The following is a 24,281-nucleotide window of genomic DNA, read 5'->3' as shown; positions in this document are numbered from 1 at the left end:
AGATATGAGCAGGCTGAAGGTGCGGTAACACGCACTGGAGGGCCGAACCCACCTATGTTGAAAAATGGGGGGATGACTTGTGTCTAGGGGTGAAAGGCCAATCAAACCTGCAGATAGCTGGTTCTCCGCGAAATCTATTTAGGTAGAGCGTCATGTGAATACTCTCGGGGGTAGAGCACTGGATGGGCTATGGGGACTCACCGTCTTACTGATCCTAACCAAACTCCGAATACCGAGAAGTACTGCATGGCAGACACACGGCGGGTGCTAAGGTCCGTCGTGGAAAGGGAAACAGCCCTGACCGCCAGCTAAGGTCCCAAAGTAATGGCTAAGTGGAAAAGGATGTGGAAGTGCTTAGACAATCAGGAGGTTGGCTTAGAAGCAGCCATCCTTTAAAGAAAGCGTAACAGCTCACTGATCAAGCGCTTCCGCGCCGAAGATGTACCGGGGCTCAAGCCATTCACCGAAGCTGCGGACTCCCCTTGTGGGAGTGGTAGCGGAGCGTTCCGTAAGCCTGTGAAGCTGTCCTGCGAGGGATGGTGGAGGTATCGGAAGTGAGAATGCTGACATGAGTAGCGATAAAGAGTGTGAGAGACACTCTCGCCGAAAGTCCAAGGGTTCCTGCGCAATGCTAATCAGCGCAGGGTTAGCCGGCCCCTAAGGCGAGGCCGAAAGGCGTAGTCGATGGGAACCAGGTAAATATTCCTGGGCCAGTGGGTAGTGACGGATTCCGTGTATCGTCAATCCTTATCGGATTGGATTGGCGGTGAAGGAGTCCCTGGAAATAGCTCCCACATCAGACCGTACCCCAAACCGACACAGGTGGACAGGTAGAGCATACCAAGGCGCTTGAGAGAACTCTGTTGAAGGAACTCGGCAAATTACCCCCGTAACTTCGGGAGAAGGGGGCCTCTGCATCGGGCAACCGGTGTGGAGGGGCACAGACCAGGGGGTGGCGACTGTTTACTAAAAACATAGGGCTCTGCGAAGTCGCAAGACGACGTATAGGGTCTGACGCCTGCCCGGTGCCGGAAGGTTAAAGGGCGGAGTGAGAGCTCCAAACTGAAGCCCCGGTAAACGGCGGCCGTAACTATAACGGTCCTAAGGTAGCGAAATTCCTTGTCGGGTAAGTTCCGACCTGCACGAATGGCGTAACGACTTCCCCACTGTCTCCAACAGAGACTCAGCGAAATTGAATTCTCCGTGAAGATGCGGAGTTCCCGCGGTCAGACGGAAAGACCCCGTGCACCTTTACTACAGCTTTGCAGTGGCGTTAGTGACGACTTGTGCAGGATAGGTGGGAGGCTTTGAAGCGTGGGCGCCAGCTCATGTGGAGCCACCGTTGAAATACCACCCTTGTCCTCATTGACGTCTAACCGCGGTCCATGAACCTGGATCCGGGACCCTGCATGGCGGGTAGTTTGACTGGGGCGGTCGCCTCCTAAATGGTAACGGAGGCGCGCGAAGGTTGGCTCAGAACGGTCGGAAATCGTTCGATGAGTGCAATGGCATAAGCCAGCCTGACTGCAAGACTGACAGGTCGAGCAGAGTCGAAAGACGGCCATAGTGATCCGGTGGTCCCGCGTGGGTGGGCCATCGCTCAACGGATAAAAGGTACGCCGGGGATAACAGGCTGATACTGCCCAAGAGTCCATATCGACGGCAGTGTTTGGCACCTCGATGTCGGCTCATCACATCCTGGGGCTGGAGCAGGTCCCAAGGGTTCGGCTGTTCGCCGATTAAAGTGGTACGTGAGCTGGGTTTAGAACGTCGTGAGACAGTTCGGTCCCTATCTGCCGTGGGTGTTGGAGACTTGAGAGGAGCTGCCCCTAGTACGAGAGGACCGGGGTGGACGTACCTCTGGTGGACCTGTTGTCGCGCCAGCGGCATAGCAGGGTAGCTATGTACGGAATGGATAACCGCTGAAAGCATCTAAGCGGGAAGCCGGCCTCAAAACTAGGTCTCCCTTGAGAGCCGTGGAAGACCACCACGTTGATAGGCTGGGTGTGGAAGTGCGGCAACGCATGAAGCTGACCAGTACTAATTGCTCGATAGGCTTGATCACAACTCGCTCATGCGCGGCGGACGTTTCGTCCGCGCCTTGAGAAGAGCGCATCAGACAAAACAATATTTCTTCAGGATCCTCTTTCTTCGGAAAGACGAACCATGAGATTTGCGCGCCGGCGTCGCCGACCCGGTGGTTATTGCGAGGGGTCCGCACCCGTTCCCATCCCGAACACGGCCGTTAAGTCCCTCAGCGCCGATGGTACTCCGTCTCAAGACGTGGGAGAGTAGGTCGCTGCCGGGTCTGCCACGCCGGCGCGCAAGTTCAACGCTTTCAAGATCGATAATTTAAAGCCCCGCTTTCGAGCGGGGCTTTTTCTTTGCCTAGTTCGCGGCGTATTGCCGGGCTGGAGATGGCGCCGGATAGGACGCCGCTATCAACCCGGATTGAAGCTGTTCTTCAGCGCCGGCGTTATCGGCGCGCCGCGAAGCCTGCGGGCCGCGGCGGATAAACACCTCCCCATTTTCCGGATCCATCAAGCCGGTCAGGATCAGCCGCGGCCGGTCACGCCTTTCCAGCCGGTAGTCCACCGCGTAGGCGCTATGATCGGACAGGGCGGCGGGGCCGAATTCGCTCCAGAAAGTCTTCAGGCGGACCGGGCGAATGGTAAAGCCGTCGCCCTCTCTGAACCCTTGCAGGTCCTGCGTCGAGAGGACGGTTCGTTCTTGCGGCTCCAGCTCTGTCAGGTCGCATCGCGCGCCATCCGTCTGGCAGACCGCGCGGGCAAAGGCATAAGGGGCCGCCGGCGCGGCGTGGTTCAGGCGGACCGTCGATCGCCGCATATTGAAATCCCCGCCATAGATGAGCGGCGCGCCCGGCCGCAATGATTTCGCCAGAAAGGACTTGAGCGCGGTCATCTGGAGTTGATGGGCGAGCTGGGCCCGCTCTATGGGCGCTTTGGAGGCCTTCCTTGCATTGAGATGGGTCGTGAAAACCTCGACCGGTTCGGGCGCGAAGGGCGTCTGGATGCGCGCCATGAGCACGCCCTTGTTGGCCAGGCAGTCCAGCCCCGCACAATCGCCGAACGTCATGGCCCGGACATCCAGGATTGGATAGTCGGAGAGAATATAGAGGCCGCTGCCGGTCAGTTTGCCGAGGCCTTCCCCGCGGGCGCGGCGCGGCGCGCCCAACGCGCCAAGGCGCGGGGCCGGGGCGTGCGACTTGTCAGGACCGCGCACGGCGAAAGCATAGCCGGCGCGCCGGATCAGGGTTTGTGTCGCCTCATCCATGAAGGCTTCCTGCAGAAAAACGATCTGCGGCGCTTCCCCTGCTTCGCGCAGGCCGGCCAGGCGGTCGCCAATCTTCGCCAGCGCCGCCTTCCGGCCGGAGCGAACCGGCGCCGGCAACCCGGCGACATTATATGTCATAACCCGCAACACGCCCTGATCGGCGGGCGAGGCCGTCTGGTCTGTCAGATGATCCCGGGTGAGAATTTGAAACGGTGAGTCCGGTGCGCCGGACTGGCTGGCGCAGCCGCTCAGAACAAGCGCGGCAAGCAGAAGCAAAGCCTCGCGCATGATGCCATCCCCCGATTGAGGCGGTCAGGAACCGCCCTCGCATCGGAAGGGATGGCTAGGTGAGTCGTGCGACTCTTCGGACTCAGTTTTCCAACCGATCCGCGAATCTTTTGCGACGGAAAGATGTAAGCCGGCCGCCGCCGGACCCCGGCTCAAGAGGGCAGCGGCGCCGGCGGATTGTTATTTGGCGGCGTGCAGGTCGCTTCTGGCGCTCTGGCCGGACACCGGGCCTGGACTATCGGGATCGGGCGCTGCGTCGCGCACGTCCTGCCCGACATGTTTCTCGAACTTGGCGAAATTCTTGATGAACATGTCGGCCAGCTTGGTCGCCTGGCGGTCATAGGCCATCGGGTCGCCCCATGTGCCGCGCGGGTCCAGCAGCGCATTGTCGACGCCCTCAACACTCAGCGGGACCTGGAAGCCGAAGAAGGAATCTTCCCGGAACTCGCCGGCCTTCAGAGAGCCGTCGAGCGCCCCGCGCAGCAAGGCGCGCGTATCGCCGATCGGCATGCGGGAGCCTTCGCCATAGGCGCCGCCCGTCCAGCCCGTGTTCACCAGCCAGCAATCCACGCCGTGCTTGCCGATCAGATTGCGCAGCAGGTCGCCATATTCGGAGGGATGACGCGGCATGAAAGGCGCGCCGAAACAGGTGGAGAAGGTGGCCTGCGGCTCGGTCACGCCTTTTTCCGTGCCGGCCACCTTGGCGGTGTAGCCGGACAGGAAGTGATACATGGCCTGTTCTGGCGTCAGCTTGGCGATCGGCGGCATGACGCCAAAAGCATCGCAGGTCAGCATGATGATATTGCGCGGATGGCCGCAGCGGCCGTCCGGATCTGCGTTCGGGATGGCGGTGATGGGGTAGGCGCCGCGGCTGTTCTCGGCCAGCGAGCCGTCATCGAGGTCCAGCTCCCGCGTTTCCTCGTCCATCACGACGTTTTCCAGCACCGTGCCCCATTGGCGCGTGGTGGCGTAGATTTCCGGCTCCGCCTCTTCCGACAGGCGGATCATCTTGGCGTAGCAGCCGCCCTCGAAATTGAAGAGGCCGTTTTCGGACCAGCCATGCTCGTCATCGCCGACCAGCATGCGCGTGGCGTCGGCCGAAAGCGTGGTCTTCCCCGTGCCAGACAGGCCGAAGAAGATCGCCGCGTCGTCCGCGCCGCCCGTATTGACCGAGCAATGCATCGGCATGACGGCTTTTTGCGGCAGCAGATAGTTGAGGATGGAGAAGACCGATTTCTTGGTCTCGCCGGCATAGGAGGTGCCGCCGATCAGCACCAGGCGTTCGGCAAAATTCACTGCGATCACGGTTTCGGAATTGGTGCCATGGCGCGCGGGATCGGCGCGGAAGCTTGGCGCGTTGACGATGCTGAACTCGGCCTGGAAATTTTCCAGCTCGTCCCGGTCCGGCCGCCGCAACAGGTGACGGATGAACAGGGAATGCCACGCATATTCGGTGACGATCGAGACGGGCAGGCGGTAATCGAGGTCCGCGCCGCCATGCAGTTGCTGGGCATAGAGCGACTTGCCGGCCAGGTGCGCCTCGAAATCGGCGCGCAGCGTTTTGAACTGGTCCGGCGTCATGGAAGCATTGGCGTCCCACCAGACCGTGTTTTCGGTGGACTCGTCGCGAACCACGAATTTGTCGTTGGCCGAACGGCCCGTATGTTTGCCCGTGGTGACGACCAGCGGCCCGTCCTTGGCGATCTTTCCCTCGCCCGTCAGAACAGCTTGTTCGTAAAGTTGCGCTTCGTTCCGGTTCCAGACCAGATCCGCTTTGGACAGATCAATGCCGGGCGTTGCGCCCGTCTTTGCATGGCTTGCCATTGGCGTTCCCTCTAACCCATCGAAAAAAGGCTTTTTCTTTTCCTCAAAGGGATACCAGATCAGGCGGAAAAGGGAACGCCGCGCCTGTTATCGCCTGTGGGCGAGATGATGCGCCTGGCGATGGGCAAGCGCGAGGATCGTGAGGGTCGGGTTGGCCCATCCGGAGGTAGGAAACAGGCTGGACCCGGCGATATAGAGATTGGCTAGGCCATGAACTTTTCCGTGCCCGTCTGTGACGCCCTGTGCAGGCGTGTCCGCCATGCGGGCTGTCCCCATGTGGTGGTAGCCGGAAACGGGGTGGTTACTGATCAGGGGGTCGGTTTCCCAGACGGGGCCTTCATTTGAGAGCCAGGGCGACAGTTCGGCCGAGCCCAGGTCCAGTCGCCGCAGTTCCCTATCGAGCGCCAACATGGTTCTTTGGACGCTGTGCTTGTCCAGCCGGGTAAATTGCCAGTCCAGCTTGATGCGCGGTACGCCAAGAGAGTCTTTTTCCGGAGAAAGCAAGATCCGGCTTTCCGGGTTTGGCGATTGTTCCGCCCGAACGACGACAAACAGGCTGCTCTTCCCGAAGCGGTTTTGAGACCAGGCGATAACAGGGCCGACCCGTTCGCGCGCAGCAAGGAGAAAGCGGCGGTTAGCGTGCCACAGGGCCCGTTCGGCGCGCGCCGGTCGAAGAGCGGATCTGGTGCGGCGATATAAGGACTGTACGCCCGCCATTCTGGCGCCGGCAGCCCGCCGGGCTGATATCGTGAAGGAGGAGTTGAGCAGGCCTTCGCGCTGCTGCAGCGCTTCGCCCGCACGGGCCAGAGTCGCATAGCGATTGCCTGCATGCCGGCAGGATCGGCTCAACAGGCCGAGCACCGCCCATGGTTGATTGGTCCTGATCCATGCGCCCCTGGCATGGGGGTGATCCATGAAACACCGCCCGACCCAGCCGTGCCTGTTCCCCAAACCCTCCGCGTGAACATCGTTCGACGCCAGCAGGATGCGCGGCGCTTCGATGCCTCCCGCCGCAAGCACGAATATTCGCGCCCGAACCGTTCCGCGGCCTCCGGCAAGGTTTGCAATGTTCACATGAGAGACGCGGTTCCCCTCCGCGCAAGCTGTGATATGCGTCACGCTTGCTCGCAAGAGAATGCGAACGCGCGGGTTGGATTGCAGATCGCCGACCCGACGCAAGGTGAACCGGTCGGCGGCAAGATCGAATGTCCAAGCGTCGACCGCCAGTTCATCAGAGTCGAAGGCCGGTCTGAGACCAATTTCTTTCAGGGTTTGCGCGCCCCCATCAAAAGCGGGGTCAAGGCCCAGCGCGGTCTGGGCTTTCGCGTACCAGGGTTCAAGCGTATCAAGACCGAACGGCCAGCCGGACCAGGGAACCCAGCTCCGTTTCTTAAAGTCGATAGCGTTCAGCCGCGCGCAGCGGCCGCCCCAGATTGTCGTGGTTCCGCCAAACATCCGGATACGCGCGTCGCGCAGGTCAGGATAGGGATAACCGACCGACTCGGCGCTCATAAGGTCCTGGATATCATCATCAAAATCGCTATCGCCGCTTTCCAGCAACACAATATCGCGGCCCGCGGCGGCCAGATCGCGCGCCAGCGTCACCCCGGCAGCGCCCGCCCCGATGATGCAGATATCGGTTTCCACAAGAGGCGTTTCCCCGCCGGAGGGGGCGAAAATTTCGATCATGTTTTTACTTTTGATGTACGGCCGCAACGGGTCAATCGGCTAGGTTAAAGCCGGGCATAAATCAGCCAGCGGGCAACGCCCGCAATCGGGGGCGAGGTGATGGCATCGCTTCTGTCCGTGTGCTTTGATTAGAATATGATGCCGTTCGTAATCTGCCGCCTGCCACTCTTGCGGGGCCGCCGCCATCAATACGTCATAGGTTTCCTCGACGCTCCCTTTCCATCGCACGAGCCCAAGGCGCTTCGCGACGCGCTGATGGTGCGAGTCGATCACCAGAGCACGCTTGCCAAGCGTGCTGAAATTCAAGACCGCCGCGCTGGTCTTCCGGCCGACGCCGGGCAGCGATTCCAGCCATGACAGGGCGCTGTCGACCGGCCAGCCGCCGAGGAAATCCAGCGCAGCGTTGCCGCGGGAGAGATCGAGGCGGCCAAGCGCCGCCTGAAGATTTGCCGCCTTGTCCTCCGGAAAAGTGACGTCGCCGATCAAGGACAGAAGGGTGTGATAGTCGTCCGCGACCAGGTCCGACCAGTTTTCGTAGCGCCGTTTCAACCGCCAGAAGGCTGCAAGCGAAACCTCGTCGCGCGTGCGCCCGCCCAGCATGGACCGGACCAGTTGATCGGGCGGCGCCATGGGGCGGGCCGCCTGAAACTTCACGCCTGACGCAGACAGGCGGGCATGGGCTTCCCGTAAGATAGAAGCGGCAGGATGGGAAAACAGCCGGGATTGCATCGAACCATAAAAGCAGAACTAGAACATAAAGTGAACATTATAGTTTCAGGCCCGATTTTTCAAGCCAGAAGCGTCATGCGGCGGGAAATCTGCTATAACCTGCTTTCGAACCGTCACCGCCCCTTCACAAACCGGGGACGGGCCGTTACATAAGCGCCTCTTCTGACGCGGGGTGGAGCAGCCCGGTAGCTCGTCAGGCTCATAACCTGAAGGTCGCAGGTTCAAATCCTGCCCCCGCAACCAAATTGGAAAGCCCCGGAATCTCCCGAGATTCCGGGGCTTTCTGGTTTTCGGGGTGCTGTTCAATGTTGGCCCTCTTGTCTTCATGACGGCGCTCTAGGATGGTGCGCGTCCAGTTGAGGGGCGGGACATGACGGACAACCAGTTCGACAATCAGATCAACGCGGCGCGGCAGGCGTTTGCGCAGGGGCGGCCGGAGGAGGCGTTTCAGGTTTGCCGGGGGCTTCTGGCGGCCAATCCGCCGCTGGGCGAGGCCTGGGGCGTGGTTTCTGACATTGCGCTGGAGTGTCACGATTTCTTCGGGGCGTTCGACGCCCGACGGCGTCAACTGGCCGCGCAGCCGCGCAGTCTGGATGCGGGCAACAAGACCGCCTCTCTGGCCGCCGAGTGCGGACGCTTCGAGACCGCAAAGCATCTGGCCGCGCAATTGTCTGAACAGGCGCCGGACAATCCGGTCATTCACAATACCTATGGCTGGATCCTGGGGGCGCTGGGCGAGTTTGAAGCCTCGGAGCGGGAATACCGCCGCGCGACGGAGCTGAAGCCCGGCCTCGGCGGCGCGTGGTATGGTCTTTCCCGGCACGGCTTCCTGCCCACCGACGACCAGACGCTGGCGCGCATGAAAGCCGGCGTCGGCGAAGTGGAGGACGACGATCCGCAGGCGCGGCTGCATGCGCTGGGCACGCTGCATTTCGCGATTGCCGACACGCATCGCCGCCGGGGCGAAATAGACGACGCCTTCGCCTGGTACATGAAAGGCGCGGAATATTGCGGGCCGGCGGCCCCGCCCGACGCGGAAAAGCACTTTCAGAAATTCCGCGCCATGCGTGACGCGCTGAACGCCGACCGCCTTCTGGGCAAGGGGGAGGGGCATCGCACCGACCGGCCGATCTTCGTGACCGGGATGCCGCGCACGGGCACCACGCTGATGCAGCAGATCCTGACCGCGCACCCGGATGTCACGGAAGGGGCCGAGGCCTCTCACCTGCACACCGCCGCGCTGCCGATCTGGCCCTATAGTCCGGAGCGGATAGACGCCTATCTGGCGGCTTCCGCCAATCAGCCGGGCGGGCCGTGGGCGCGCGCCGGGCGGGCCTTCATGGCGCTGTCGAGCGAGCGGTTCGGCAATACCGGCCGCTTTGTCGATAAAAATCTCGGCAATCCGACGATTCTGGGCGTGGCGCTGGCCGCGCTGCCGGATGCGAAATTCATCTGGATGCGGCGCAAGCCGGGGCCGACCGCGCTATCCAATTTCACGCATTTCTTCTCCCGCGGCCTGTGGTGGACCTGGCGGCTGGAAGACATCGCCCTGCAGATGCGCGCCTATGAGGCGTTTCTCGCGCACTGGCAGACCCTGTTCCCGGACCGGATTCTGGTGGTCGATTATGAAGAACTGACCGAAGATCCGGACGGACAGATCGACCGCATTCTGGATTATTGCGGCCTGTCCCGCGATCCGGCGGTGAAGAATTTCCATGAGCAGGAAAGCGCGGTGGCCACGTTCAGCGTGGCGCAGGTCCGCCAGCCGATCCGGGCCGACAAATCCGAATCCTGGCGCGCGTTCGAGGCGCATCTGAAACCGTTCTTCGACACCTATGAAACGGCCGGCGCGCTGTTTGGTGAAAATCTTGACGCGCCATCGCGGTAAAACTTGATTTAAGTGAATATATTCAAGCGGTTCTGTTGAAATCGCTCACGCATTTTTTAGTCGCGGAGGATTCGATTCCGGTGTATATCAGCGGCCATTGAGCGACCGCTTTTCCAAGGGCTGACTGTCAGCCGCCGGCCGCCGGAATTTCCCGCACTCATGACTTCTGAAAAACCGAATCCCTCCCGCACCGCGCGCCGCCGGCGCGCGTCGATTGGTCCTGTCTCCGACCTGGAATCGCATCTGCCGGCCGAATGGTGGCGCGATATTTTCGACTCTCTTTATCTCAAGACGGACGGCGACGTGGTCGAAGATGAAGAGAATGCGCGCCTTGAGGTCGACCGCCTGATCGCGGCGGCCGGCATGGAGCCGGGCGACCATATCCTCGACCTGTGCTGCGGGCAGGGGCGGCATCTTCTGGAATTCGCCCGTCGGGGTCATGACGGCCTGACCGGCGTGGACCGGTCGCGCTATCTGATCCGGCTGGCGCGCAAACGCGCCAAGAGTGCCGGCGCGGACATCACGTTCCGAGAGGGCGATGCGCGCGCGGTGCGCATCGGCGAATCCAGTCAGGATTACGTGCTGATCCTTGGCAATTCCTTCGGCTATTTCGCCAGCCAGTCCGACGATGCGCGTCTGCTGACCGGCGCGGCGCGGGCGTTGAAAGCCTCCGGAACGCTGGTTCTGGATCTGGTGGACGGCGACTGGATGCGCGCGCATTTCGAGCCGCGCTCATGGGAGTGGATCGACCAGAACCATTTTGTCTGCCGCGAGCGCAGCCTGTCCGAGGACGGCCGCCGCCTGATCTCCCGCGAAGTGATCGTGCATGACGAACGCGGCGTGATCGCCGACCAGTTCTATGCCGAGCGTCTCTATTCCCCAGCCGAGTTGCAGACGCTGCTGGAAGAGGCGGGCTTCCGCGAAGTGCGTCAGATGGGCGGGTTCGAGGCGCTGTCCGAACGCGGTCAGGATCTGGGCATGATGGGCCACCGCGCCATCGTCACCGCCCGCGCGCCGAAGAAGACGGCCCGCGCCGGCGTCTCTGGCCGCGCCAAGCCGCTGGACGTGGCGGTGATCATGGGCGATCCGCGCCTGCCTGATAAGGTGAAACGCGGCGGCCAGTTCAACGAGGAAGACTTCGCCACCATCCAGAAGCTGAAGGACTCTCTGGAAACGCTGGACGGTTACAGATTCCGCTATCTGGATAATCACGCCACGCTGGAAAAGGATTTGCGCGCCGCCCCGCCGGACCTCGCGCTGAATCTCTGTGACGAGGGCTTCAATAATGACGCCTTCATGGAGCTGCACGTCCCGGCTTTGCTGGAAACGCTGGATATTCCCTATACCGGGGCCGGTCCGGTCTGCCTTGGCATCTGTTATGACAAGTCGCTGGTGCGCGCCGCCGCGGCGGCGCTGGACGTGCCCACCCCGTCCGAGACCTATGTGCGGCCGCATGACCGGTCCGCGACCCTGCCGACATCTTTCCCGGCGATCCTCAAGCCCAACTATGGCGATTCCAGCTTCGGCATCACCAGCCAGGCCGTGGTCAACAACAAGATGGAGCTGGTGGACTATCTGGAGAAACTCTGGCGCGATCTCGGCGACCAGCCGATCCTGGTGCAGGAATATCTGACCGGCGCGGAATATACGGTGGGCCTGATCGGCAACCCGAAAACGGGGCTGGAGCCGATGACCCTGCTGGAAGTCGATTACTCGAAACTGGATCCGTCACTGCCGAAAATCCTCGGCTATGAATCCAAGTGGGACCCGGACTCGCCCTACTGGACGGAAATCAACTACCGCGCCAGCGACGCGCCGGAGGCGCTGCGCCGGGACATGGCGGAATACGCCGCGCGCATGTTCGAGCGGCTGGGCTGCCGCGACTATGCGCGGTTCGACTTCCGGGCCACGGCGGATGGCCAGGTGCGTATGCTGGAGGCCAACCCCAACCCGGGCTGGTGCTGGGACGGCAAGATGAACCTGATGGCGGAGCTGGCCGGGCATTCCTATGCCGATTTCCTGGACTCCATCCTGCACTCGGCCGTCAGCCGCTATGGCATCGGCGTTCACGCGGGGGCGGGAAGCGCGCTGGCGTAAGGGGGCGTCTTGCGGCTAAGACGCCAGCCATGATGGCTCTGGCCGCAACCCTTCTCCTCGGCGTGACCCTGACCGCGATTGCGGTGATTGATGCGCGCGAGATGCGCGTGCCGGACTATCTCAGCCTGCCGCTCATCGTGGGCGGTCTTCTCTTTATGGCCTTCACCGTCCCCGCGGCGCTGTTCTGGCACGCCGCCGGGGCGGCGGCGGGGTATCTGCTGATATGGGGGCTGGCCGCCGCGTTCCGCACCCTGCGCGGGCGGGAGGGGATCGGCATGGGCGACGCCAAGCTGCTGGCCGCGGGCGGAGCCTGGGCCGGCCTGCTCGCGCTGCCGTCCATCCTCCTTGCCGCCAGCGCCGCGGGCCTGGTCTGGGCGCTTGTCTTAAAAATTTTAACGCGGCGGGAGGCCGGCCGGCCCATGCCGTTCGGACCGTTTCTTTGCGCCGCTATCTTCTTGATCTGGCTCGCAGGCGCGCCCGGCGCGCCGCCTCTCTGGCGGTAAACCCCCGCCGAGTCTGTCACAGACCCGACATATATCTTTTAAATTAGTGTCAGCATGGAGTGCGAAGAACGCCCCCGCATCGAGGGGGGATTCCTTCCGTATGCCGCTGCCGTGCGCCGTGGCCTCCCCCTTCAGAGAATTACACGCCGAGCTCATTTGAAGGGGGCAACACATGAATACGGGTTCTAACATGCGCCGGCTGCTGCTGGCCGGCGCCGCGGTCACAATCCTGGCGGCCTGTTCCGACACCAGCATTTCCTCGCCGGGCGGCGGCACGCCTCCCGCTCCCCCTCCGCCTCCGCCCCCGCCGGCGACCACGGGCGACCTGGTTTTTGCCGATAGCTGCCCGGACGGCACGACGCTGGAGACGATCGATGGCGCGGTTTCCATCGACGCCTGTGTTCTGGAAGGCAACATCACGTCCGACGTGACGCTGACGGCTGACGCCGCTTACGCCATCTCCGGTCCGGTCTTCGTCGATGACGGCGCGACCCTCACGGTCGAAGCGGGCACGGTCCTGTTCGGCGCCGCCGGCTCCGACTACATCGTCGTTTCGACCGGCGGTCAGATCGATGCGCAAGGCACGGCCAGCGCCCCGATCATCCTGACCTCCCGTCAGGACATGGTGAACGGTTCGGACGACGACATCGACAATTCCGACGCCGTGGCGCTGGCCAGCGACCTCGACGCCGGCGTGAACAATGCCTCCGGTCAGTGGGGCGGCCTGGTCATCAACGGCCTGGCGCCGATCAATGCCTGTGACGGCAGCGCGACGGGCGGCTCCGCCGATTGTCAGAAGTCGGGCGAGGGTTCGTCCGGCCTGTTTGGCGGCGACGACCCCAACGACTCCTCGGGCACGCTCAACTATGTCCGCGTCCAGTTCGCCGGCTTCAACATCAATGACGAAGACCAGCTGAACGGCATCGCCTTCCAGGGCGTCGGCGCCGGCACGGAAGCCGACTACCTGCAGGTCATCAACAACGAAGACGATGGCGTCGAATTCTTCGGCGGCACCGTGAACGTCAAACACGTTGCGCTGCTGGGCAACAAGGACGACAGCTTCGACGTGACCGATGGCTGGGTCGGCAACGCCCAGTACGTCCTGATCCAGCAATCGGTTGACGCGGGCGACCGTCCGTTCGAACTGGACAATAACGGCGACGACAACACGGCCCTGCCGCGTTCCAACCCGACCGTGTCCAACTACACGGTGGTTCAGAACCTCGACAGCGCCATCAACTCCTTCGGCATCCTGTTCCGTGAAGGCTTCGCGGGCGAGTTCTATAACGGCGTCGTGGTCGGCTCCCCGGCCGCCTGCCTGGACATCGACCAGGACGAGACCTTCGCCAATATCGGCGCCGCCGATGGCCGCGACCTGGTCCTGCAGTCGACGCTGTTCGATTGCGCCGAGCCGTTCTCCGATGACGGCAACAATGTCGATCTGGCGACCTTCTTCAACTCCTTCCCGAACAACGTCATCGACGGCAACACGCTGCAAAGCGGCTACCTGCCGGGCACGCGCGAGCGCAGCATCGGCGTGACGGACGTGAACGCCATCGACCCGTTCTTCGACGATGTCGACACGATCGGCGCGTTCAGCCGCACCGAGACGGCCTCCGACAACTGGGCCACGGGCTGGACGATCGGCTTCTTCGCGGACGCCGATGAGCCGGTCACCCAGGACTGCCCGGCCGGCACGACCGATAACGGCGAAGAAATCGACGGCCAGAAAGTCTGCTCGCTGGAAGGCAATATCGGCGACGATCTGACCCTGGCCGCCGGCCCGATGTATGAGCTGGTCGGTCCGGTCTTTGTCGGCACGGACGCCGGCGCGGATCCGTCCAGCCCTGTCGCTGGCGGCAACCCGGTCACCCTGACCATCGAGGCGGGCGTCACCGTGTTCGGCGCGGCGGGCTCCGACTACCTGGTCGTGACCCGCGGCTCCAAGATCCGCTCCAACGGCACCGCTGAAGCTCCGGTCGTTCTGACGGCCCGGGCGGACGTGGAAGACACCATCACCGACCGCGACAATGCGGGCGGCCTGTGGGGCGGCCTGGTCATCAATGGCCGCGCGCCGATCAACGCCTGTGACGGCGCGGCGACGGGCGGCACGGTCGACTGTCAGAAGTCGGGCGAGGGTTCCTCCGGCCTGTTCGGCGGCGCTTCCGCCAATGACGACTCCGGCAGCCTGTTCTACACGCAGGTCCGCTACGCCGGCTTCAACATCAACGACGAAGACCAGCTGAACGGCATCGCCTTCCAGGGCGTGGGCAACGCCACGGACGTCGACTTCATCCAGGTCGTCAACAACGAAGACGATGGCGTCGAATTCTTCGGCGGCACCGTGAATGTCAGCCACGTTGTCCTGCTGGGCAACAAGGATGACAGCTTCGACATGACCGATGGCTGGGTCGGCGGCGCTCAGTACGTCGTGATCTACCAGAACCCGAACGCCGGCGACCGCGGCTTCGAGATGGACAATAACGGCGACGACAACACGGCCCTGCCGCGCACCGCGCCGAAGATCGTGAACTTCACGACCATCTCCAACCCGGCCAGCGCCGTGAACACGCAGGGCATGCTGTTCCGCGAAGGTCTGGCGGGCGAGTTCTATAACGGCATCATCGTGGGTCACCCGGTGTGCGTGGACATAGACCAGTCCGAGACGGCGGCTCAGGCGGCCAGCGGCGATCTGGTCGCGGGCTCCATGCTGCTGGACTGCCCGACCACGTTTGACGGCGACTCCGACGGCATCGACGAAGCCGGCATCTTCGGCGGCTTCTCGAACATCTCCACGGCAACCAACACCCTCAGCGGCTTCACCTTCCGTGATGACCTGCCGGGTCTGGTTCCGGGCGACGCCGAACAGGATGTCCAGGCGGTTGATCCGGCCACGATCGACGCCTTCTTCGACAGTGTCGACTATATCGGCGCCGTCGAGAACGCTTCGGACGACTGGTACCAGGGGTGGACCTTCAACCCGGCCGACTAAGCAGCGCGGATTGCGCCCGGCGGTTCTCCGCCGGGCGCCTTTCCGTCTTTATTTTTCAAGTTTCGCCCTGGGGGGTTAGGGACGCCAAGATGTCCGACTATCGACTGAAATTCACCGCGGCCCTGTTGTCTTCGACCATGTTCGCGGCGGCCGGGCCCGCCTTCGCCCAAGAAGACACAGGCACCGACATTCAAGCGGCCCCGACCGACGAAATCGTCGTTCGCGGCGCTTATATTCCCGACGAAAAGCGCGTCACCTCGGAAATCACCAGCTTGCTCGACTCGCAGGATTTCGAGACGTCCGGCGACGCCGATATCGCCAGCGCCCTGACCCGCATCACGGGCATCGCGGTGGCCGACGACAAGTTTGCCGTCGTTCGCGGCCTGAATGACCGTTACTCCAACACGCTTCTCAACGGCGCGCTGGTCTCGAGTCCGGAGCCGCTGCGCCGCGCCGTGCCGATGGACCTTTTCCCGACATCCATTATCGGGTCCGCCACGGTTCAGAAAACCTACGCTCCTGAGTTTGGCCTGGATTTCGGCGGCGGCGTGATCGCGCTTGAAACCGTGGCGCTGCCCGACAGCCGCTTCCTGGAGATTGGCGTTTCCGGCAAGATCAATTCCTCGACCACGCTTCGCGATGGTCTGCTTTATAATGGCGGCGGCGACTCCGATTACAGCGGCTTCGATGATGGCCGCCGCAATCTTCCCGAGGCGCTGGAGCCTGTGTTTGCTGACACGAAAATTGATTCCAGCGTCGACCCGGCGGTGCGTCAGGGCATTGCGACCGGACTGGCCGACTGGACGGATTTCGTCGTCCAGAAGGGCGAGCTGGAGCCGAGCGGCGGCTTCTCGATCGAGGCCGGCGACCGCTTTGACCTGAGCCCGGATTTCAGCCTCGGCGTCATCGCCGCCCTGGCCCACGATAATGAGTGGTCCAACAAGGAAGGCGTACGCCGCAATATCCGCCTTGGCGCGAACGGTATCGAGACGCGCGACGACTATGCCCGCTTCTCGACCGAGCAGAACATCAATCAGAGCGCGCTGCTGCAGGTTGGCGCGGACATTCTGGACAATCACACGGTCACGGCGACCGGGATGCTGGCGCGGGCCTCGCTCAAGGAAGCGCGCACCCTTCAGGGCTTCAACGCCTCCGAGGGCCGCAATATCCGCATCGACAATACCGAGTGGTATGAGCGCCAGGTCTGGCTGGGCCAGCTGCGCGGGGAGCACATCTTCCCGGCGCTGAACAACGCCTCGATCGACTGGCGCGCGTCCTATTCGGAAGCCATGCGCGATGCGCCGTACAACCGCCAGCTCTTCTATGAAGAAGGCGTCAATCCGGGGACCGGCGAGCAGGTTTTCCGCTATCGCGGCCGGACCGACGGCAACCTCACCGAATTTTCCAAAGTCGAGGACGACTCGACCGATGTCGGCATTGACGGCGTCCTGCCGGTCACGGTGTTCGACCGCGATGTCGAGCTGAAAGCTGGTTGGGGCTATTACGAGAAAAACCGCGATACCTTCCTGCGCCAGTACCGCTTTTCCGGCACGGTGCCGTCCTATCTTCTCTTCAGCCGCATCGACTCGATCTACAGCCCGGAAAACGTTCAGGCTGGCCTGTTCGACATTGTCGAAGTCGGCGGCGTCCTGTTCCCGGACAATTTCCGCGGCCTGCTGGAGATTGACTCCGGCTATGTCGGCGTCGACGCCCAGCTGACGGACTATATCCGCATCGCGGCCGGCGGCCGTTACGAACAATCGATCCAGGTGGTCGATACGTTCAATGTGGGCGAAGTCAGCGGTATCGAGGGCGGTTCGACCATCACCGATTTCGACTCGGCCATCGAGTCCGAATATTTCCTGCCTGCCCTGACCCTGACCTGGAACCCGCTGGAGAATACCCAGCTGCGTCTGGCCTACTCGCAGACCATTGCGCGGCCGCAGTTCCGGGAAACGGCGTTCTCGATCTTCCAGAACACGGAAACGGACGCCACCTTCCGCGGCAACCCGTATCTGACCAATTCCGAGTTCGAGAATTTTGACGCGCGGCTGGAGTATTATTTCTCCCGCGGCCAGTTCGTCACGCTCGGCGCGTTCTACAAAAAGATCGACAACCCGATCGAGGAATTCAACATCTCGCTGGGTGAGACCTTCGCGTCGTCCTTCCTGAACGCGCCTTCCGCCGACCTGTACGGTCTGGAATTCGAATTCGAGAAGACACTGCCGGTCAATGAATGGCTGGAAGGCTGGTTCGGGTTCACCAATCCCTGGCTTGAGTCCAAGTCGTGGAACTTCAAGACCAACTACACCTGGACCCAGTCAGAGGTCAGCGCCGACGGCGAAATCCGCATCGCGCTTCCCTCCGCCGGCGAACCGGCGCTGGATGTCGTGGACGCGGCGAGCTTCATCGTGGACGGCCGGAACCTGCAGGGTCTCTCGGAGAACCTGTTCAACATCCAGCTTGGCTATGAAGACGACGAGGCGATGTCGCGCGCGACGCTGCTGGTCAACTTCACGGGCGAACGGATCCGGGCCACGGAAAACCTCAGCTCCAACCTGCCGGCCATTCTGGAAGAGCCGCCGATCACGCTGGACTTCGTCTATAGCCGCGATTTCCTCGCGTGGGGCGGGGATTACACGGTCGGCTTCCAGGTCGACAACATTCTGGATGACGATTACGAGGCGTCGCAATCGGACGGCGCGACGTCTATCATCGTCGATCAGTACGATATTGGCCGGACTTTCTCGGTCAGCCTGAAGCGCCGCTTCTAGGGGCGGCCGAAACCGGCTTCGCAAGGATGCCGGGCAGTCGTATCAACGCATCAACCCCCGAAGCGCCCGCGCCTTGGGGGTTGATGGCGTTGCAATAACAAGAACGGGACTTGTTCTGTGAGCGCAGCCGAAGCTCAAATCAGCGAAAACGCACCGACCGCAGACCGTCAGCAGGAAGCCGCGCCGGCCCTGCGGCGCGCGGCGTTCGGCGCGGAGCTGGCGCTTGGCGTCCTGCTGGCCGTTATTCTGGCTCGCCTGATCTGGACGTTCGCCGCGCCAGACGCATTTGCGCCGCAGACCAGCGCGGCCCTGTCGAGCGCGCAGCCGGCAATGCAGGCGCGCGGGGCGCAGGACTGGTCGGTTCTCTGGCGTTTCGATCCCTTCAATCGCAGCGCCGTCGCCGCGGCGGCGCAGGTTGAGGATGCGCCGGAAACAACCCTGAACCTGAAGCTGAACGGCGTTCGCGCCGGGTTCGAAGGGGCCGATGGCGTCGCCTACGTGACGCTGCCCGACAACACGCAAGGCGCTTTCCGGGAAGGGGAGTCCCTGCTTGATGGCGTTACGCTGGAACGTGTTTTCCCGGACCGCGTCATCATCCGCCGCAATGGCGTGCCGGAAAGCCTCTATCTGGATGGCGGCCGCAAACCCTTCGGGGGGCAGGCGGCATCGGCCGATAGCGAGCGGGTCCAGGCGCCCCGGACCGTCGATGTCGGCGGGCTTCTGGGCAGCGTCTCCCTGGCGCCGGCCTTTGAGGGCGCACGGTTCCAGGGTTTCCGTATTGAATCGGCCGACGCCGCGCTTCTGGGTCAGTATCAGCTCCGGAACGGGGACGTTCTGGAAAGCGTCGACGGTCAGCGCCTGACGCAGGACGGGGATCCGGCGGCGCTGGCGCAACTTTTTGAACAGCAGGGTGAAATCGAGCTGACGATCAGCCGTGACGGCGACCGCCTCACGCGCCGGATCCAGCTGGGGGACGAAACCGAATGACACGTGAATTCTTCAAGCGGCTCGCCATGGTCGCGCTGATCGCCCTTTCGGGCGCGCAGACCGCCATGGCCCAGAGCGAGCGCGGTCAGGTGCTCAATCTGCGCGAGGCGGACATCAAGACCTTTATCGAGGATGTCTCCTCGGTGACCGGTTACACCTTCATCGTTCATCCGCAGGTTCGCGGCAATGTCACCGTCACCTCCCAGTCGGCTCTGTCGCGCGAGGAACTGTTCGACGTTTTCATGTCGACCATGCGGGTCAATGGCTTCGCGGTGGTGGGCGCGGGCAATGGAACCTATCGCATCGTTCCGGAAGAGCTGGCCGCGGGCGACGCGGGCGCAAGCACCGCGGCGGGAACCGACAATCAGTTCGCAACCACGGTGATCCAGCTGGACAATGTCGACGCGGTGGCAGCGGCCGACGCGGTTCGCCCGATCATCAATCCGCAGGGCGAGGTTACGGCCAATCCCGCCGCCAACACGCTGGTCGTGGTTGATTATGCCGGCAACCTCAATCGCGTACGCCAGGTCGTCTATGAAATGGACATGGACCGCTCCAGCTTCGAGACCGTGCCGGTCCGCAACATGTCGGCGGTGGAAATGGCCGCGACCCTGCGGGACGTGCTGGGAACGGGCCGCGACGGCCGGCTGGCCGGCGGCGTAACCGTGACGCCGGTGCGCGCTGGCAACAGCGTGGTGATCCGGGGCGAGGGGGCCGAGCTCGCGCGTGTTCGCGCCCTGATCGATGACCTGGATACGGAAAACATGCGGCGGGACACGATCCGCGTGATCCGCCTCCAGCATGCCAATGGCGCGGACCTCGTGCCAGTTCTGGAACAGATCGCCGCCTCGGTGGAAACCGTGGCGGAAGGCGGTCCGCCGACCCCAACCGGCGGGCCGCGTATTTCCTATGACGCCGGGACCAACGCGCTGGTCATAAGCGCGCCGACCGAAACCCTGCGTGAAATGGAGCGCATCATCGAAGAACTGGACGTGCGCCGCGCACAGGTGCTGGTCGAGGCGATTATCGTGGAAGTGTCGGACAACGCGGCGCACGAGCTTGGTCTGCAATTCTTCCTGGCGGGCAATGAAAACTCCGCCGTGCCGTTCGCGACCACCAGCTACACCCAGTCCGCGCCGAATATCCTGGCGCTGACCGGCGCGGCCCTGACCAACAGTTTCGCGCCCCGCAACAATAATAACGATGACGACGACGATGATGATGACGGCGGTTCCAGCGTCGATGACACCACCAGCCAGATCCTGCGCGAAGCAGCGCTGAACTCCCTTCTGGGGATCAATGGTCTGGCGCTGGGCATTGGCGGACAGAACGACGACGGCGTGATTTTCGGGGCCATCCTGAACGCGGTGGATGACGATACGGACTCCAATGTCCTTTCCACGCCGTCCGTCCTGACGCTCGACAATCAGGAAGCGCTGATCAATGTCGGGCAGGAAATCCCGATCTCGACCGGCGAGGTGCTGAGCGATTCCAACACCAACCCGTTCCGCACGATCGAGCGCAAGGATGTCGGCGTGAAGCTGATCGTTCAGCCGCAGATCGGCGCGGGCGAGACGATCAAGCTGTTCCTGCGTCAGGAGGTTTCCTCGGTGCTGGGTTCGGCGAACGTGGTCAGCGGCGAGCTGATCACGTCGAAGCGGGAGATCGAAACGACCGTGCTGGCCGATGACGGCGAGGTCATCGTGCTGGGCGGTCTGATCGAGGATGACGAGCAGATTTCCATGTCCAAAGTGCCGGTGCTGGGCGACATTCCCGGTATTGGCCGCGCCTTCCGCACGGAAGGGCGCACCAAGCAGCGCACCAATCTGATGGTTTTCATCCGCCCGACGATCATCCGCAGCGCGGCGGATATGCGCGGCGCGACGGACCGCAAATACAACTATATGCGCAACGAGCAATTCAACGCGACCGATGGAAAGTCGATCACCATGGACGACATGATGCGCGGCGTGATCGGTGCAGATGTCCAGCCCGCGCAGCCGGTACAGCCGCGGTAGGGCCGGCATGAGCGAGCGCCTTGATCCTGTCCTCGCCTACGCCTTCGCCAAGGAGCGCGGCGTGGTGCTGCTCGGCATGGGCGAGCGTGCGCGCGTCGGTCTGCGCGATGGCGCGGACATGCGGGCGCTGTTGGAGGCGCGGCGCGCGCTGGGGGCGCCGCTGGATGTGGAAACCATGGCGCCGGTGGAGTTCGACCGCCAGCTTTCGGAAATCTATGCCGGCGCCGGGATCGAGGAGGCGGAGCTCTCCGAAGATACCGAACAGACGGATTCTCTGGACAGCCTGATCGAGGACCTGCCCCAGACGGCGGACCTTCTGGACACCGGCGACAGCGCCCCGGTCATCCGCCTGATCAACGGGCTGATTTCCGAGGCGATCAAGCGCAAGGCCTCCGATATCCATATTGAGCCGTTCGAGGACCGCCTCGCCATCCGGTTCCGGGTGGACGGCGTGCTGCGGGAGGTGCTGTCGCCCGCCCGCCGCCTGGCGCCGCTTCTGGTCAGCCGTATCAAGGTCATGGCGCGGCTGGACATTGCCGAAAAACGGGTGCCGCAGGATGGCCGTATCTCCCTGACGCTGGGCGGACGCGCCATTGATGTGCGCGTTTCCACGCTGCCGTCCCGCTATGGCGAGCGGGTGGTGCTGCGCCTGCTCGACAAGACCGAAATCCGTCTGGATCTCGGCGCGCTGGGCATGGGTGAAGGGATACTGGCCGGATTCAGAAAAGCCCTGTCACAGCCGAACGGCATTGTCCTGGTCACCGGCCCGACAGGTTCGGGCAAGACGACCACGCTCTATGCCGCCCTGACCGAACTGAACGACCGCCAGAGCAATATCCTCACGGTGGAAGATCCGATCGAATACGGGCTGGACGGGGTTTCCCAGACGCAGGTCAATTCCAAGGTCGGGATGACCTTCGCGGCGGGCCTGCGCGCCATTCTGCGTCAGGATCCGGAAATCGTGATGGTCGGCGAAATCCGCGATGTTGAGACCGCCCAGATCTCGGTGCAGGCCTCCCTGACCGGCCACCTGGTCCTCTCCACGGTTCACACCAACAGCGCCGCGGCGGCCGTGACCCGTCTGCGCGACATGGGGGTCGAGCCCTTCCTGCTGGCCTCCACCATGACCGCCGTGATGGCGCAGCGCCTGGTTCGCCGTCTCTGCCCGGTGTGCAAGGAGGCCTACCAGCCGGACGCGAAAGAAAAATCCCTGCTGGGCATCCCGGCCGATGAGCCGGTGACGCTCTATCGCAAGGTCGGGTGCGGCCAGTGCGGCGGGCAGGGATATGAAGGGCGTCTGGGCATCTATGAGCTGATCGTCATCAATGATGAAATCCGCAGCCTCATTCACGACGATGCGCGCGAGCTGGACATCGAACGCGCGGCTTTCCGCCATTCCGACAATCTGATGCAGAGCGGGGTGAGACACGCCCTGAACGGTCTGACGACATCCGAAGAAATACTGCGCACCTGCCGCCAGAGTGGTGAGTCCGATGGCGGCGTTTGAATATGTCGCCGTGGATACGGAGGGGCGCCGGACCAAGGGCGTGATCTCCGCCGAGACTGCGCGCGCGGCGCGCCGGGAATTGCAGCGCCGCAAGCTGATGCTGCTGAAGCTGGCCCCGGCGGCGGAAAAGCGGGGCGGCCTCAATCTCTCCGGCCTGCTCAATCGCGGCGGGCGGCTCGGCTCCGGCGAACTCGTGCTCGCCACGCGCCAGCTGGCGCTGCTGGTCAGCGCCTCAACGCCGGTGGAAGAGGCGCTGAACGCGGTCGCCCTGCAGTCCGATTCCGCCGCCATTCGCCGCACGCTTCTGTCGGTGCGCGACCGCGTGGTGGAGGGCCGCCGCCTGTCAGAGGCCATGAGTCTGGAAGGCCGCGCCTTCTCGCCGCTCTATCTGGCTGTTGTCTCGGCCGGGGAGGCGGCGGGCGCGCTGGGCGCGGTGATGGAGCGTCTGGCCGATTATCTGGAGCGCAGCCAGACCATGCAGCGCAAAATGATGGCGGCGCTGGTCTATCCATGCGTCCTGTTCGTGGTGGCGATTGCGGTGGTCACTGCGCTGATGGTGTTCGTGGTCCCGCGCGTGGTCGAGCAGTTTTCCACGCTGGGTCAGGACCTGCCGCTGCTGACCCGGATTTTGATCAACATATCGGGCGGCATGCGCGACTGGGGCTGGCTGATTGCGCTGGCGCTGGCCATGGGCGGTTTCGTTTTCGCGCGCGCCCTGAAGCAGGATGATTTCCGGCGCGCCGTGGACCGGACGATCCTGAAACTGCCGCTGGCGGGCCGCCTGATCCGGGACGCAGGCGCGGCCCGTTTCGCGCGCACTTTCGCCACGCTGTCAGCCTCGGGCGCGACCGTCCTGGATTCATTGAAGGCCGCCCGCGCCACCGCGCCCAACATGGTGCTGCGCGATGCGGTCACCGCGGCGGCCGCCGACGTGCAGGAAGGCGGGGCGCTCAGCACCGCCATGCGCAAGACCGGCGCCTTTCCACCCCTGATGGTTCACATGGCCGCCAGCGGCGAGAATAGCGGCGAGCTTCCGGCGATGTTCGACAAGGCCGCCGACTATCTGGAAAACGAATTCGAGACCGTCACCCAGGTGGCGATGAACCTGCTGGAGCCGGCCATCATCATCCTGATGGGCGGGCTCGTCACCCTGATCATCCTGGCCATCATGCTGCCCATCCTGCAGCTCAACACCTCGGCTATGTTCTAGCCTGAACTTTGGAGGCTCAAGCCCATGGAAAAGCTCATAAAAACTATCAATAAGAAACGTGACGGCGAAGCGGGCTTCACCCTGACGGAGCTGATGGTGGTGATCTTCATCATCGGGCTTCTGGCGACCGTGGTGCTGATCAATGTCCTGCCCAGCAGCGACCAGGCCCGCGTGGAGAAGGCGCGCGCCGATATCCGCCTTCTGGAGCAGGCGCTGGAGCTCTATCGCATGGACATGCTGGTCTATCCCTCGACCGAGCAGGGACTTGAAGCACTGGTTGAAGTCCCCGACGGGGTGGAGCGCGCCGCGAATTATCGCGAGGGCGGTTATATTCGCCGCCTGCCCAATGATCCGTGGGACAGCCCTTACCAATATGTCTTCCCCGGCGAACACGGACCCTACGATCTCTACACGACAGGCGCCGACGGCCAGCTGGACGGCGAGGGCCTCAACGCCGATATCGGGAACTGGAACTAACTCG

Annotated in this window: 14 protein-coding genes, 1 tRNA gene and 2 rRNA genes (1 of these 17 only partly in view); 13 read left to right on the top strand and 4 right to left on the bottom strand. The window is 63.1% G+C overall.

Going from position 1 to position 24,281, the window contains the following annotated elements; genetic code table 11:
* Both L338_RS05015 and rrf read left to right on the top strand, forming a co-directional pair.
* Positions 1–2,065: ribosomal RNA gene (locus L338_RS05015) — 23S ribosomal RNA — on the top strand; it begins 673 nt to the left of the window's first position.
* A gap of 128 nt (positions 2,066–2,193) precedes the next feature.
* Positions 2,194–2,308 (top strand): 5S ribosomal RNA (rrf, locus tag L338_RS05010).
* 80 nt (positions 2,309–2,388) lie between these two features.
* Here rrf and L338_RS16375 read toward each other — a convergent pair.
* The 4 genes from L338_RS16375 to L338_RS04990 all read right to left on the bottom strand — a co-directional run bounded on the left by L338_RS16375 (position 2,389) and on the right by L338_RS04990 (position 7,725).
* A complete protein-coding gene (locus tag L338_RS16375; protein ID WP_022697277.1) occupies positions 2,389–3,582 on the bottom strand; it encodes an endonuclease/exonuclease/phosphatase family protein in 1,194 nt (397 codons plus the stop codon).
* Between the two features lie 180 nt (positions 3,583–3,762).
* Positions 3,763–5,406: a phosphoenolpyruvate carboxykinase gene (locus tag L338_RS05000; RefSeq protein ID WP_022697276.1), complete on the bottom strand. Its 1,644-nt coding sequence runs from the start codon at positions 5,404–5,406 to the stop codon at positions 3,763–3,765.
* 87 nt (positions 5,407–5,493) lie between these two features.
* Complete coding sequence (locus L338_RS04995) at positions 5,494–7,095, bottom strand: FAD-dependent oxidoreductase (RefSeq protein ID WP_022697275.1); 1,602 nt, start codon at positions 7,093–7,095, stop codon at positions 5,494–5,496.
* A gap of 39 nt (positions 7,096–7,134) precedes the next feature.
* Positions 7,135–7,725, bottom strand: coding sequence for an endonuclease III domain-containing protein (locus L338_RS04990; RefSeq protein WP_022697274.1), 591 nt, complete (start codon positions 7,723–7,725; stop codon positions 7,135–7,137).
* A 265-nt stretch (positions 7,726–7,990) separates the two neighbouring features.
* On the opposite strand from L338_RS04990, the gene L338_RS04985 reads away from it, so the two are divergent.
* The 11 genes from L338_RS04985 (at position 7,991) to gspG (ending at position 24,277) form a co-directional block, all read left to right on the top strand.
* Positions 7,991–8,067, top strand: a tRNA-Met gene (locus L338_RS04985).
* Positions 8,068–8,194: 127 nt separating this feature from the next.
* Positions 8,195–9,712 (top strand): tetratricopeptide repeat-containing sulfotransferase family protein, encoded by a 1,518-nt coding sequence (locus L338_RS04980; RefSeq protein WP_022697273.1) that lies wholly within the window; start codon positions 8,195–8,197, stop codon positions 9,710–9,712.
* A gap of 159 nt (positions 9,713–9,871) precedes the next feature.
* Positions 9,872–11,809: a methyltransferase domain-containing protein gene (locus L338_RS04975; protein ID WP_022697272.1), complete on the top strand. Its 1,938-nt coding sequence runs from the start codon at positions 9,872–9,874 to the stop codon at positions 11,807–11,809.
* A 29-nt stretch (positions 11,810–11,838) separates the two neighbouring features.
* Positions 11,839–12,312: a prepilin peptidase gene (locus L338_RS04970; RefSeq protein ID WP_022697271.1), complete on the top strand. Its 474-nt coding sequence runs from the start codon at positions 11,839–11,841 to the stop codon at positions 12,310–12,312.
* Positions 12,313–12,484: 172 nt separating this feature from the next.
* Positions 12,485–15,304 (top strand): hypothetical protein, encoded by a 2,820-nt coding sequence (locus L338_RS04965; protein ID WP_027068284.1) that lies wholly within the window; start codon positions 12,485–12,487, stop codon positions 15,302–15,304.
* An 89-nt stretch (positions 15,305–15,393) separates the two neighbouring features.
* Positions 15,394–18,078: a TonB-dependent receptor domain-containing protein gene (locus L338_RS04960; protein ID WP_022697269.1), complete on the top strand. Its 2,685-nt coding sequence runs from the start codon at positions 15,394–15,396 to the stop codon at positions 18,076–18,078.
* Between the two features lie 117 nt (positions 18,079–18,195).
* Positions 18,196–19,065, top strand: coding sequence for a type II secretion system protein N (locus L338_RS04955; RefSeq protein WP_022697268.1), 870 nt, complete (start codon positions 18,196–18,198; stop codon positions 19,063–19,065).
* The gene (gene gspD, locus L338_RS04950; RefSeq protein ID WP_022697267.1) at positions 19,062–21,083 is read left to right on the top strand and encodes a type II secretion system secretin GspD; all 2,022 of its coding nucleotides are present in this window, start codon (positions 19,062–19,064) and stop codon (positions 21,081–21,083) included. The genes L338_RS04955 and gspD overlap by 4 nt, the downstream gene beginning before the upstream one ends.
* 7 nt (positions 21,084–21,090) lie before the next feature.
* Positions 21,091–22,590: a type II secretion system ATPase GspE gene (gspE, locus tag L338_RS04945; RefSeq protein WP_022697266.1), complete on the top strand. Its 1,500-nt coding sequence runs from the start codon at positions 21,091–21,093 to the stop codon at positions 22,588–22,590.
* Positions 22,577–23,800 (top strand): type II secretion system inner membrane protein GspF, encoded by a 1,224-nt coding sequence (gspF, locus tag L338_RS04940; protein WP_022697265.1) that lies wholly within the window; start codon positions 22,577–22,579, stop codon positions 23,798–23,800. Before gspE ends, gspF begins: the two co-directional genes overlap by 14 nt.
* A gap of 24 nt (positions 23,801–23,824) precedes the next feature.
* Positions 23,825–24,277: a type II secretion system major pseudopilin GspG gene (gene gspG, locus L338_RS04935; protein ID WP_022697264.1), complete on the top strand. Its 453-nt coding sequence runs from the start codon at positions 23,825–23,827 to the stop codon at positions 24,275–24,277.
* Positions 24,278–24,281 lie beyond the last annotated feature (4 nt).

It is taken from the genome of Euryhalocaulis caribicus (genome assembly GCF_000412185.1).
GTDB classification, from domain to species: domain Bacteria; phylum Pseudomonadota; class Alphaproteobacteria; order Caulobacterales; family Maricaulaceae; genus Euryhalocaulis; species Euryhalocaulis caribicus.
Note: the sequence above shows the minus strand (reverse complement) of the source record. Positions and strands in the feature narration are given on the sequence as shown.